This is a genomic window from Streptomyces formicae (genome assembly GCF_002556545.1).
Classification (GTDB): domain Bacteria; phylum Actinomycetota; class Actinomycetes; order Streptomycetales; family Streptomycetaceae; genus Streptomyces; species Streptomyces formicae_A.
This window is the reverse complement of record NZ_CP022685.1, coordinates 7,333,647-7,346,555: the sequence shown is the minus strand read 5'-3', so window position 1 is coordinate 7,346,555 and position 12,909 is coordinate 7,333,647. Positions and strand designations below refer to the sequence as shown.

The following is a 12,909-nucleotide window of genomic DNA, read 5'->3' as shown; positions in this document are numbered from 1 at the left end:
CCGTGACTGCGGATACGGAACGGGAGCGCGCCGAACAGGTCTGCGCCGACGGCGAGTTGGCACTGCGCCGCCACGAAGGCGCCGCGGCCGAGAAGCAGTTCCACGAGGCGCTCGCGCTGGTCGAAGGCGACGACTGTGATGCGGCCCTCCGCGTCGCGGCGCGGGCGCACACCGGGGCGGGCCGGGTGCGGCTCGCGGCCGGTGAACTCGACGCCGCGGTGGCGGAGTTCGAACGGGCGCGGAGCCTGCGCCCCCATGCGGCGGGCCCTCTCCACTGGCTCGGCTGCGCGGCCGCGCACGCGGGCGACCTGACGACCGCCGAGACCCACCTGACCGCCGCGCTCGCCTGCGCCGTCCCCCACCCCCGCACCCTGATCCAACGCGCCTACGTACACGCCCGCGCGGGCCGCCCCGACGCGGCCCGCGCCGACCTCCTCACCGCGTCCCGCACCGCCCCCCTGGACGAGGAGGCCCACTGGGCCCTCGCGGCCCTGTCCGGCCGCCCGGCGCGCGAGGTCGCGCTGCGCCTGCGTGCGGCGGCGGTGGCGCGGGCCGGGGCGGAGGCGGCGAAGGGAGCGGCCGGGAGGCCGCCCCGCGACGCGGGCACGGCCTGCGGCGGCGACCGGGCGGCGGCGCTGCTGGAGACCGCCTGGGACCTCGACCGGGAGCCCGGGGGCTTCGCCCCGCTCTATGCGGCGCTTCTCGTCCGGAGCGAGGAGGACCGGGAGGGCGGGCGCGACGACGGCAGCGAGTCCGGTGACCGGCGGCGGGGGCCCGCGAGGGGTGCGCGGCGAGGTGTCGCCGTGGATCTGCTTCGGGAGGCCGTCCGGCGCGCGCCCACCGATCATCGGGTGACGCACAGCCTTGCGATTGCTCTGCTCAACTCACAGGACGACGAGCGCAGTTCGCACTGGGAGCCGTGCGTTGCCGCGTGGGCGGCCCTGCTCTACGACGAGGGGTTCTGGGAGCGGGTCCGCGTCACCGCCGCGCGGCGGTACGGCGTGCCCGTGGAGCGGGCCCTGGTTCCCGTTCTGCGCGCGGGGCTGCGCGAGTTGCTGGAACGGCGCATGCCCGACGCGGACATCGGCACCCGCGTCGCACCCGGCCCCCTGCTCCAGCGCGAGGCCGACGCCGCGAAGCTGCTCGCGGGCGTCGGCGGCCTTCCGTCCGCCGAGCCCGCCGAGGGCACCGAGAGTGGCGGGGGCGGCGGGGAACCGCTGTTCTGCGGTCCGCTGCGCATCGCCGAACTCGGCAGGACGGCGGAGTTCGGCGCGTTCGCCGCCGCGCAGGAGGAACGCTTGCTTCAGGAGAGCGTGGCGGCGTCGGCCAACGGGGCGGCCGGTGCCGGGGCAGCGGCCGCCCCGCCCACGCACACCTCACTGACGTACGCCTTCTCCGAACTCGGCTTCGCGCAGCTCCTGTTGGGGCAGAACAAGCCCGCCGACGCCCTGGCCGCCCTCACCGAGCTGCGCTGCCCCGGTTGCCGCAAGCGCGGCGGGCCGGGGTCAGGAGCCGTGTGCGAGCCCGACTGCGCGCGGTTCGACGAGTTGAACCCCGGGTACGCCGGGCTGCCCGACAGGCACCACAGGCTCGCCCTCGACGCGCGCGGCCTCGCCCTGGAGGCGCGGCTGAGCATGGGACGGGCCGAACTGATCGCCGCACGCCCGGACTTCGGGGCCGCCGCGGCGTACTGGCGGCGCGCCTTGGTCCACAGCCGAGAACTGGAGCGTTACCGCGAGACGCAGACCGCGATCGTCGACATGGCCCTCGGCGCCGCACGCGACGCGCACCGCGTGGGGCGCCTCAGCCTCGCGGTGGACACGCTCGAGACGACCAGGTCCGTGATCGGGGCCAATGAACGGGGGCGCCTGGAGGGTCAGTTGGCCCGCGTCCTCGCCGACCGCGGCATCTCCGTGGCGAACGACGAGACCTCGCTCCTGGACGAGCCCGCCGCCGACCTGCGACGCTCCGTGGCCTTCAACCCGCACCTCCTGCGGGCCCAGGTGAGCCTCGGCATCGTGCTGCGCGGGCTCGCATCCGCCCGCTGGAGCTCGGGGAGCCTGTCCGGCGCGCGGGACACGCTGCGCGAGGCCATCGACCAACTCACCGCGGCCCTCGTCCACTTCCCCGCCGACCCCGACCTGGAGGAACAGCGCGAGGCCGCCGTCGCCGACCTCGATCACGTCATGTGGCAGCCCGACGAGAGCGGGCGGTGACGGCCGTGCTCGCCTACGAGGAACTGCGCGTCCGGGTCCGCCGAATCGGCACGGACCGCTACCTCGTCACGGCCAACGGCCCGGCCGCCGCGGCCGAGGTGATCACCGTGACCGGCGAGCCCGCGGCCTTCCGCGAGCAGTGGGACCGCCTCGTCGCGGCGGAACTCGGCCTCGCCCCGATGGGCGCGCAGCACACGGTGGAGCAGCTGCGGGTGCTCGGCCGCGGCGTGTTCCGGCTGCTATTCGGCGGAGGCGGTGACGGAAGCGAAGGTGAAGGCGAAGGCGAAGGCGGGGGCGGGGACGGGGACGGGGGCTCGGAAGGAGTCGTCCACGGGGACGCGGACGGGGCCTTCGGCGAGGGGATCGGGGGCCGCGTCGGCGTCTGCGTCGACACCGCGCTCGACCGCGCCCAGCGGATGCGGCCGCCGCGCGGTCTGCGCGTCCGCTTCGACCTGCCGCCCGAGCTGCGCGACCTCCCCCTGGAAGCCCTGTGCACACCGCCGGGCAGCCCGCAGCAGGCGCTGGCCCTCAACCACGGCTATTCGCTGGCGCGTTCCCTGCCCGGCGGGCCACTCGGCCGCCGTCTTCCCGACCCTGCCGACCAGCCGAGCGTGATCCGGCTCGTGGTGGCCTGGGCCTCGCCCGCCGGTCTGCCGCCGCTGCGCGCGACGGCGGAGGTGGCCGCGCTCAAGGAGGGGCTCTCCGAAGTCGCCGTACAGACCAAGGTCGTCGAACGGGCCACCCGTACGCGCCTGGAGGCCGCACTCGGCACGCACACCGAACTGCCCACGGCCGTCCTGCTGATCGCGCACGGCGAGTACGACCACGAGATCGGCGAGGGCGTGGTGTCCCTGGAGACGGACGGCGGCGGCGTCGACCGAGTGCCCGCCGACCTGCTCAGCGGGCTGCTCCTCAAGGCGCAGGGGCTGCGACTGGTCGCGCTCAACCTCTGTGCGGGCGCGGACAGTTCGAGCCTGGAGCCGTTCTCCGGGCTCGCCCAGGCACTGATCGGCGGGGGCGTGCCCGCCGTGGTGGCGATGCGGGGGCGGGTCAGCGACGTGGTGGCGGGCACGTTCGGGCCCGAGCTGTTCAAGGGCGTCGCGGCCAACAGGACCATCGACGAGTCCATGGCCGCCGCCCGTCTGCGCATCTCCCACCAGCCGGAGCACACCGCCGTGGAGTGGGCCACGCCCGCGCTCTTCCTGCACGAGGAGTGCCGTCAGGGCTGGCTGTTCAAGGCCCGCGAGGTGCGCGACGAGGACGCCGCGGCCACCGATCCGCTGCGCGAGGGCGCGGAGGCGCTGCGCACCTTCAAGAGCCCGGTCGGGCACGTCGACTCGACCGTCCTGATCGGCGCGGCGCGCTTCCAGCGCGACCTCGGGTACTGGACACAGGTGCGGCGCACGCTGCGGACGCCGACCCGCAGCTACGAGGACGAGCAGCGGTGGATGCGGGCGGAGGCCGCCTTCGAACTGGCCTGGCCCGAGGTGCAGAAGCTCTGCGCGCTGCTCGCCGCCGAGCGGGACGCGGCGGGCGCGGCCGCGCAGTTGGAGGTGGTGCGCGAGGCGCTGCCCGGGCCGCTGCCCGGCTGTCTCGCGGCGGAGGTCGAGGCGCTCGCGCGGGTGGCCGCGCTCGTCGACGAGGCGGCCGCGGCGGAGGCCCGTGGGGACTGGTCCACCGCGATCGGGCGGTACGACGAGGTGCTCGCGCTGCGCCCCGAGGGGCCCAGGGACGTCGCGGCGCGCCGCGCGGCGGCCCGTGACGAACTCGCCGTGGCACACGCCTTCGAGGCCGCCGAGCGGGCCAGGGAGGCGGGCGCCCTTGCCGAGGCGGCCGCCGCCTATGCCGCCGTGCTCGCCCTGCGGCCCGGCCACGAGGCGGCCACGGCGTGCAGCGCGTACGTGGGCGGGCGCAGCGCCGAGGAGGCCGAGGACTGGCAGGCGGCCGACACGGCGTACGGCGCGTGCGCGGGGTTCGGCGACGCGGCGGCACGCGCGGCGTACGTGCGGGGGCGGGCCGCCGCCGCGGACGGGCACTGGGCGAAGGCCCGCGACGCGTTCGGCGGCGCCGGGGCCTCGTGCCCCGAGTCCCCTTCCTGGCAGGCCTACTGCACCGGCAGGGCGGCCGAGGCGGCCGGTGCGTGGGCGGCGGCCGCGGCGGGCTTCGCGGCGGCGGGCGGCTTCCGGGACAGCGACATACGCCTGCGGTACGCGCGCGGTCGGGGCGCGGCGGAGGACGGCGACTGGCCGACGGCCCTCGCCGACCTCGCCGCGGCGGCCGAGCGGGGCTGCGAGGCGGAGCCCTTGCTGAGCGACCTGCGTCGCCGCGTGTACGAGGCGGCGGTGACGGCTTCGGAGTCCGCCGACTGGCCGACGGCGCTGCGCCATCTCACGACTCTCCCCCCGGACTACCGCGTGACGCGGGCGCGCAGACGCTACGCGGAGGGGCAGTTGGCGGCGGCCGCGGGCGAGTGGGCCGCCGCGGCGGAGGCTTTCGCGGAGTGCGGGGGCCGCGAGGGGGCGGGTGAGGAGGGCGCCCGCACCGACGACCGGGTTCCCGGCGACCGGGTCCCCGACGACGCCTGGAGTCTGTTCAGGTACGCCCGAGGGCGGGTCTGTCAGGAGGAGGAGCGATGGGAAGGGGCGTTGGAGTGGTTCGTGGCGCTGCCTTCCGAGGTGCTCGATGTGCCGGACCGGGTGCTTTACGCGCGAGGGCGGGCCGCCGACGCGCGGGACGAGTGGAACGGGGTCATCGACGGCTTCGGACGGCTGCCGGACGCGTACGCGGACGGGGAGGTGGGCGTACGACGGCTGTACGCGCGCGCACGCGTGGCCGCCGACCTGCGCGGTGACTGGGCGACGGTCCTGAGCCTCCTCACCGGTGTGCCGGACGCGGCCCGCGAGGGCGCGGTGGCCGCGCTGCGGAGGAAGGCCGAGGGACGCAGGGCCGAGGAACGCGGCGACTGGAACGGGGCGTGTGCGATTTACGGGCAGGCGTTCGGGGAGCCCGCCCTCCTCGACGGCGACCGCAGCCGTGCCGGAGCCGCCCACCGGCACGCGCACTCCGACGACCCCGAACCCGCCCACCTCTACCACTACGCCCTCGCCCGTACCCACGAGCTCGGCTGTCGGTGGAGGGAGGCCCTGGACGTGTACCGGGGGCTGGATCGCGGCTGGGCCGATGTCGCCGTGCGGCGGCGCTACGTGGAGGTGCGCGTCGGGGAAGAGGGCGCCGTCGGGGCCGAGGAGTGGCGTGAGGTCATCCGGGGGTACGAGGCGCTCGCTCCGGAGGGCGTGGACGGGGTGGACGTCGCGGCGCGCGGCCGGTACGCGCGCGTGCGGCTCGCCGAGGCCACCGGGGACTGGGCCGACGTCGTCGCCGAGGCCGACGCGCTCGGGGAGCACCCGAAGACCGTGGCGTACGCGCGCGGGCGGCTCGCCGACGCGCACCAGGAGTGGCAGCGCGCCGCCGACGCCTTCCGGCAGTGCCCGGGGCACCGGGACGCGGACGCCCATCTGGCGTACGCGGAGGGGCGGCTGCTGGAGGCGGCGGGGCGGTGGAGCGCCGCCGTCGGGGCCTACGAGCGGGCGGGGGGCACGCTGGAGCGTGCCGATGTGCGCTGCCGACGGCTGCGGCGGCTCATCGGGCTGCTGCCCTGGGCGGACGGCCTCACCGGCACGCCCCTGGTCGCCGACCCGTTCGCGGTCGAGGACCCGACGTTCCCGTATCTCGCCCTGAAGGACGCGGGTGTCGATCCCGGCGCCTCCATGGACGTCGTGAAGAACGCCTCGTACGCCCTCCTGGAGCGCGGCTCCATGTCGTGGGACGAGCGCGTCGCCCTGGAGCGGCTGCGGCTGCCGGGACGGCGGCTGCGCCTGGACGCGCTGCTCTACCGCTGGCACTCCCCCGACGCGCTGCGCGAGGCCCTCGCCGCGCTCTCCCCCGACGAGGAGGGGCCGGGGCTGCTCGACGCCCTGTGCGAACGGTTCCCGCGCGACGCCCCCCTGCTGCTGCTCCTGGCGAGGGACCGCGAGACGGCCGCCACGGAGTGGGAGCGGCGGCTGCGCGCGGCCCCCGGCGACATGGCCGTCGTGCACGGGCTCGCCGCGGCCAGGCTGTGGCAGGCGCAGGAGCTGGAGCAGAGCGGCGCGTGGGAACACGCCGTGGCCGCCTGGGAGTCGGCGCTCGCGTACTGGTCGACGCTGCTGAGCGACGACGAGTACTGGGACGGCTGGCGGGCCGAGCGCGCCGCCTGCTACGAGCGGGACCTGACGCACGAGGACATGGCCTCGCTGCGCTGGGAGCTCAGCCAGCACCTGTTCGGCCGCCTCTCGGCGTACGAGCAGCGCCACACCGAACAGGACAGGCCCCAACAGGCCTCCGCCTACCAGGCGTTGACGGCCGTCCTGGAAGCGGAGCTGGGCGGCGCGCGGGTCCTCAAGGACGTGGGCGGCCTGCCGGGCGTGCCGGGCGCGGGGGGCACGCTGGCGTGCGGGCCGCGCTATCTGCGGCTGCTCGCCCTGGAGGTGCCGCTCGCCGGGCTCGCCGCCCGCCTCGGCGAGGCGGCCAAGGAGGGCAAGGACCCCGGCGAGTACGCGGTGCGCGAACTGCGCTGGGCGTTCTCGGAGTTGGCGCAGAGCTTCGTCCTCTCCGAGGTCCGCAAGTTCGAGCCCGCGCTGCGCGCCCTGCCCGTGCTGCGCACGCTCACCACGCTGCCCGAGGACTGCGCGGGCCCGGCCACGGAGCCGGGACACACGGAGTCCTGCCCGCACTGCTCGGACTTCCTGCGCCGCAACCCCGCCTACGTCCGGCTGCCGCGTCGGCACGCCAGGCTCCTCCAGGACGGCGTGGAACTCGCCGTGCACATCCGGCTCGCGCTCGCCAAGGCGGCCCTGACGCGCGGCGACGGCGGGCTCGGCGAGGCGCTCGACCAGTGGACGGAGCTCGTGCGGGTGTCGCGGAACGCGGGGATGCAGGCGCGCTCCAAGAAGGCCGTGATCCGCACGGTGCTCGGCCGTGTCGAGGCGCTGGCCGACGAGGACGGCGCGCAGCTCGGCCCCTGCCTGGACGAGGCCGTCACGCTGGTGGAGTCGGCCACCCGGGTGCTGCACCCGCTCGACCGCGACCTGCTGCTCCAACTGCACGCGAAACTCTCGGCGTTGCTGTCCCTGCGCGGCGTGTGGCGCGGCTACACCCGCACCAAGCACGGCATGCGGTCCGACGTCTACGGCGCGGAGGCCGACCTGCGCAGGGCGCTGGCCCTGAACCCGGAGTCGAGCCACGCCCGCGACAATCTCGCGCGCGCCCTCGTGTTCACCCTGGACGACCGGACGTACGAGGTCCCGGCCAGGCTGCGGCTGCTCCACGAGGCACTCGGCCTGCTCGACGTGGGCCTCGGACAGGCCCTGACGCACCGCTACCGCGAGACGCTCGGCGAGGCCCTCGACGAGGTGGAGAAGCTCCTGACCCGGCATCTGGGCGTCAAGGGCATGGGCGACCTGATCCGCAGTGACGGCCAGGAGACCCCGCCCGACGACGACGATCTGCCGTCCTGGGCGGCCGAGTTGACGGACAAGGCGCAGGAGGCGCTCGGCCGGGGCGACATCCTGTGGGCCCTGCACCATCTGATCCGCGCCACCCGCGCGGACCCCACCGACAGCCGGATCAGGCAGGCGCTCCTGGACGCCGTGCACCGCTGGCTCGGCGAACTGGACAAGGCAGGAGGCGGTATCGCGTGATCAAGGACCCTTCCGCGAGCGGGGAAGGACCCTTCCCCTACGACGTGCTGGCCCCGGCGGGCGTGACGCCCTGGACCACCCACGCCGACATGCGGGACGTCTCCTTCGAGCTGCTCGCCCGGCACCTGATGACCCCGGTCACCCAGCAGGCGTGGGACGAGCTGCGCACGGTGCGGCGCAGGCTGCTCGTGGACCTCTTGATGTACGACGTCGACCTCGCGTCGGAACTACCGCTGGCCGCTGAGGAGTTGGCGCGTCTCATGGCGCCCCTCCCCGACCCCGCCGAATCGGCGGGGCCGCCGGGTGCCCCGGTCCCCGAGGACAGGGCACGCCTCGTCGCCGACCTGGTCCGGTTCGATGTCTGAGAGCACCGAGGCCGCGCGCACCGCACGCCTCGCCTACGAGCACGCCCGCGACCTGACCGCCCGCGACGCCGCCCACCGGGCGCTGACCGAACGGCTCCTGCTGCGCTGCGCCGACGTGCTCGACTCCTTCGACCGGCTCCTCGCCGACGGCGCCGCGGACGACGTCGCGACGTACCGGAGAAGCCTGGGCCTGATCGCCGGGCAGTTGGAGAGCGCGCTCGCCGACGAGGGCCTCGAACGGTTCGGCCGCGTCGGCGAGCGGGCCGAACCCGCGACCCACCACGTGGCCGGGGCCCGTCCCGCGCCGGTCGGCGCCGGGGACGACGAGGTCCTTGAGATCGTGCAGCGCGGGTATCGATACCGGGGGCACGTGCTGCGCGCCGCCCGGGTGGTGGTCGCCGTCGACGGCGGCACCGAGCAAGGGACGGAGCGGGAATGAAGGCCATCGGCATCGACCTCGGCACCACCAACAGCGCGGTGGCCGCCCACGATCCGCACCGCGCGGACATCGCGGTGCTCACCAACAGCAAGGGCGAGCGGCTCACCCCCTCGGTGGTCGGCGTCGTCCACCGCGAGGGCAAGGACCAGCTGATCGTCGGCGAGGACGCCCTGAACTGGGCGTTCAGGCAGCCCAAGGAGACCGTCGTCTCCGTGAAGCGGCTGATGGGCAGGGACTTCGCCGACGATTCGGTGGCCAGGGCCCGCGACCGGATGAACTACGCGATCGTGGCGGGCCCCGACGAGGACCCGCGCGCGCACGTGCTGCTCGGCGGCCGCACCCGTACGCCAGCGGAGATCTCCAGCATGATCCTCGACCGGCTCGTCAGGGACGCGTCGCGGACCCTCGGCGAGCCGGTGACGCACGCCGTGATCACCGTGCCCGCGTACTTCCGCGACGCGCAGCGCGCCGCCACCCGCGAGGCCGCCGAGCGGGCGGGCCTGGTGGTGAAGAAGATCGTCGACGAGCCGACGGCCGCGGCGGTCGCCTTCGGCCTGCACAAGCCGGGCGGCGCGCGCAGCCGCGTGCTCGTCTACGACCTGGGCGGCGGCACGTTCGACATCTCGGTCCTGAACGCGGTCAAGGACCAGGAGGGCAGGAGCCAGTTCCAGGTGCTGCGCTCGGCGGGCGACGTCTGGCTCGGCGGCGACGACTTCGACCTGGCCGTCGTCGAGCGCATCATCGCGTGGATGCGCGCGGAGCACCACGTGGACCCGGCGGGGGACAAGGCGTTCCTGTTCCAGGCGAAGAAGGCCGCCGAGCGCGCCAAGCGCGAGCTGAACGACCTGCCCGAGACGTACATCGTGATCCCGGCCGCGTACCGCAGCGAGAACGGCGTCATCGACGTCGAGATGAAGCTCACCCGGGGCGAGTTCCAGGAGATGATCGCGCCCCTGGTGACCCGGACGATGGACCTGGTGCGGGAGACCCTGGGGCGCTACGAGCTGTCGACGGACGACATCTCGGACGTGCTCCTGGTGGGCGGCGGCACGCTCACCCGCCCGGTGTACGAGGCGGTCGAGGCGTTCTTCGGCGCCGACAAGGTGCGCAGGAACATCAATCCGATGGAGTGCGTGGCGTTCGGCGCGGGCGTGCTCGCCGAGACGCTGCGCGGGGTGGAATGCTCCGACCCGGAGTGCGCGAAGGTCAACGACTACGGCGCGGAGACCTGCGGGACGTGCGGCAGGAGCCTGGCCGACGGGCGGTCCAAGGGCGACACGGGTCTGTACGAGTCGACGCCGATGGCGATGGGCATCGCCGCGATCAAGGGCAGCCAGCGCGACGTGTTCGTGGAGATCATCGAGGCGGGTTCGCCCTATCCGCTGGCCGAGCCGCGCCAGCGCACCTTCCACGCGACGGACAGCCGCCGCATCCGGGTGCCGGTCTACGAGGGCGACAGCAGGGTGGCGAGCGAGAACCACGAGCAGGGCGTGGTCGAGTTCGAGCTGCCGCAGGAGATCGAGATCAACCGCCAGGTGGACGTCTCCTTCAACTACTCGGCTGACCGCATCATCACGGTGAAGATCTCCGTGCGCGGCACGGACATGGTCCACGAGTCCACGCCCAACAGGGAGAAGCCGCGCACCCCGCCGCCCGAGCCCGTCGAGGAGCTGGACAGCGCGGTCCTGCGCGAGCAACTGGCCTTCGCCGAGCGGGAGGCCGACCACTTCCTGAAGCGGTACGGGCCCTACATCGAGCCGGTGCAGGCCATGAAGGTGCGCCGCGACATCGAGCAGGCGCAGCGTGCGGTCGCGATGGGCGACAGCGGCGAGTACAAGCGCCTGACCGAGCTGCTCCTCGACGACATGTACCGCCAGTGCGGCCTGGCCAGCCAGTTCCGGCAGGCCGAACTCGCCTCCGAGGGAGCGCCGCCGGACACCGTGCGGCAGATCAACGAGGCGGTCGAGTACGTCAAGCAGGCGCATCGGCAGGGCAACCGCGCGCAGACGGCCCAGCAGGCCCGCAACCTCGTCAACCTGGTCGCGGTGGCGCAGTCCGAGCGTGCCGTGCCGACGCTGCCCGACAAGCCCGACTACGAGGGCATCCTGCGCTTCGCCGAAGAGACGGCGGGCGGATGACGCGAGCCACGGGGGCGGACGGGCCGTCACCCGTCAGCCTCGGCATCGACTTCGGCAGCACGGGCCTGCGGGCGCTCTTCGCGCTGCCCGACCGCCCCGGCAGGCGCGTCGAGCCGGGCCCCGACGACGGGCCCTGGCTGCTGTGCGAGCCCGCCGAGACCGGGGAGCTGCCCGTCACCTTCCCCAGCCTCAAGAGCCGCGTCGGCAGCGGGCGCCCGGTCCACGTGGGCGGCAAGCCGTTCGACGCGGACGCCCTCGTGGTGCGGATGCTGCGGTCGCTGCGCGAGCGCGTGGAGACGGCGGCGCGGGGACGCGTCGCGCAGACCGTGATCAGCGTGCCCGCGCGCTACGGTTCCGCGCAGCGGGCCGCGCTGCGGGACGCGGCGCGCGAGGCGGGCCTCGAACCCACCAGGCTCGTCAGCGACTCGATGGCCGCGGTGATCGGCCACATGACGGACCGGGACAGCGGCACCTGTCTGGTCTACGGCATGGGGTACGAGGGCTTCGAGCTCGGCCTGATCCGCAGCGTGCGCGGCCACTTCCGTTCGCTCGGCTACGAGGGCGGCGCGACGTCGGGGGGCCGCGCGTTCGACGCGGAGACGCTGTCGTCGGCGGTCCGGCTGCTGCGCAGGCACCGCGGTGCGGGCTCGGTGCTCGGCGTGGACGCGGCCGTGTGGCAGGGGCTGCGCGCGCGGGGGCAGGAGGCGCGGGAGGCCCTCGGCGTGCCGGACGGGCCCGAGGCCGCGGTGCTCGACCTGGAGCTCGGCGCGGGCCCGCCGCTGTGGGTGCGGTTCGCCAGGCACGACCTGGACGCGTACCTGGATCTGCACGTGCGGCGCACCCTGGACCGCGCGCGGTCCCTGCTCGACCAGTCGGGCATGACCCCGGCGGACGTGGACACGGTGCTGCTCGTGGGCGGCAACACCTGGATGGAGCAAGTGCGTTCGCGGGTGGCGGGGCTCGGCAGACAGAGCGTGCAGGCGCCGCCCGAACTGCTCGCGCTCGGCGCCCTGAAGCACGCGGTGCGGCTCGCGGGCGGCGCGGCCTCGTCCGGCCCCTCCACCCTGGAGGAGGGCCCCGTCGAACCGGCCTCCGCCGTGCAGGACACCCTCTCCGACGCCCCGCCGCTCACGGCGACGCTGGTGGGGGCGGAGGGCCACGGGGAGCCCGGCGCCGTACGCGTGGGCTACCGCGGCGCGGCTGCCCCGGCCACGACGGACGACGCGCGCGCCCCCGGTGCCGGACAGGACTCCCCCGCCGTACGCGACCCACGGCAGGTCCGCGACGTCGCGCGGGCCAGGCAGCTCCTGCGGCAGGGGCGGCCGCAGGAGGCGGGGACGCTGCTCCGCGAGATCATCGCGGAGGCGCGGGAACTGCTGGCCGAACTGGACGGGCCGGGGTGGACGGCGCCCGGGAGCGCCTCCGTACCCGCGTCCGGACTCGGGCCCGCGTCCGGGCTCGGATCCGCGTCCGCGCTCGGGCCCGCGTCCGTACCCGCGTCCTCGCCACAGGACCGCTCCCCCGCCCCCACTCAGCCGCCGCCCGCCTCCGCGACCACCCTCGACTACGCGTCCAGGCGCCAACTCAACCGTGCGCAGGCCCTGTTGCGACTCGGCCGGTACGGTCACGCCGTGCAGGCCGCGCACATCGCCTGGCAGGACGCGGCGACCAGACCGGCCGGTGCCGACATGCTGGACGCGATGATCGACGTGCACTGCGCGGCGGCGATGGCCGACATGGCGCCCGAGCACTTCCCCGACGCCGAGCAGTGGCTGAAGTGCGCGTACAACCACGATCCGACCAACGTGCGGGTGCGGGGGCTGCTCGCCGAGCGCACCTACCGGCACGCCGTGGAGCTCGACCGGCGCCAGGAGCGGGATGAGGCGATTGAGGCCCTCGGGAAGTGTCTGACATGGGATCCTGAACACGCCGATGCCGAGGCACTGTTGCGGCGGTTGAACCGCGACGGAAGGAACCGGCGTGGCAGGGGGGACGTCCTCGGATAGAGGCCCC

At 75.0% G+C, this 12,909-nt stretch carries 6 protein-coding genes; all 6 read left to right on the top strand.

Annotated features, from left to right (window positions below; translation table 11 throughout):
- Positions 1 to 2: 2 nt before the first annotated feature.
- From KY5_RS31980 to KY5_RS31955, 6 genes are read left to right on the top strand one after another with little or no spacing between them, the layout of a single operon-like run.
- Positions 3 to 2,216 (top strand): hypothetical protein, encoded by a 2,214-nt coding sequence (locus tag KY5_RS31980; RefSeq protein ID WP_098245468.1) that lies wholly within the window; start codon positions 3 to 5, stop codon positions 2,214 to 2,216.
- A complete protein-coding gene (locus KY5_RS31975) occupies positions 2,189 to 7,954 on the top strand; it encodes a CHAT domain-containing protein (protein ID WP_159072640.1) in 5,766 nt (1,921 codons plus the stop codon). Before KY5_RS31980 ends, KY5_RS31975 begins: the two co-directional genes overlap by 28 nt.
- Positions 7,951 to 8,319, top strand: a complete 369-nt coding sequence (locus tag KY5_RS31970; RefSeq protein WP_098245466.1) for a hypothetical protein — start codon at positions 7,951 to 7,953, stop codon at positions 8,317 to 8,319. Before KY5_RS31975 ends, KY5_RS31970 begins: the two co-directional genes overlap by 4 nt.
- Positions 8,312 to 8,758, top strand: a complete 447-nt coding sequence (locus KY5_RS31965) for a nucleotide exchange factor GrpE (RefSeq protein WP_098245465.1) — start codon at positions 8,312 to 8,314, stop codon at positions 8,756 to 8,758. The genes KY5_RS31970 and KY5_RS31965 overlap by 8 nt, the downstream gene beginning before the upstream one ends.
- The gene (locus KY5_RS31960; protein WP_098245464.1) at positions 8,755 to 10,896 is read left to right on the top strand and encodes an Hsp70 family protein; all 2,142 of its coding nucleotides are present in this window, start codon (positions 8,755 to 8,757) and stop codon (positions 10,894 to 10,896) included. Before KY5_RS31965 ends, KY5_RS31960 begins: the two co-directional genes overlap by 4 nt.
- Positions 10,893 to 12,902 carry an Hsp70 family protein gene (locus KY5_RS31955; RefSeq protein WP_098245463.1) on the top strand — a complete coding sequence of 670 codons (2,010 nt, stop codon included), beginning with the start codon at positions 10,893 to 10,895 and terminating at the stop codon, positions 12,900 to 12,902. Before KY5_RS31960 ends, KY5_RS31955 begins: the two co-directional genes overlap by 4 nt.
- Positions 12,903 to 12,909 lie beyond the last annotated feature (7 nt).

What these genes read in the sequence shown, in the direction of transcription:
- KY5_RS31965 (WP_098245465.1), top strand. Translation starts at nt 8,312, where the DNA reads ATGTCTGAGAGCACCGAGGCCGCGCGCACCGCACGCCTCGCCTACGAG.
- KY5_RS31960 (WP_098245464.1), top strand. Translation starts at nt 8,755, where the DNA reads ATGAAGGCCATCGGCATCGACCTCGGCACCACCAACAGCGCGGTGGCC.
- KY5_RS31955 (WP_098245463.1), top strand. Translation starts at nt 10,893, where the DNA reads ATGACGCGAGCCACGGGGGCGGACGGGCCGTCACCCGTCAGCCTCGGC.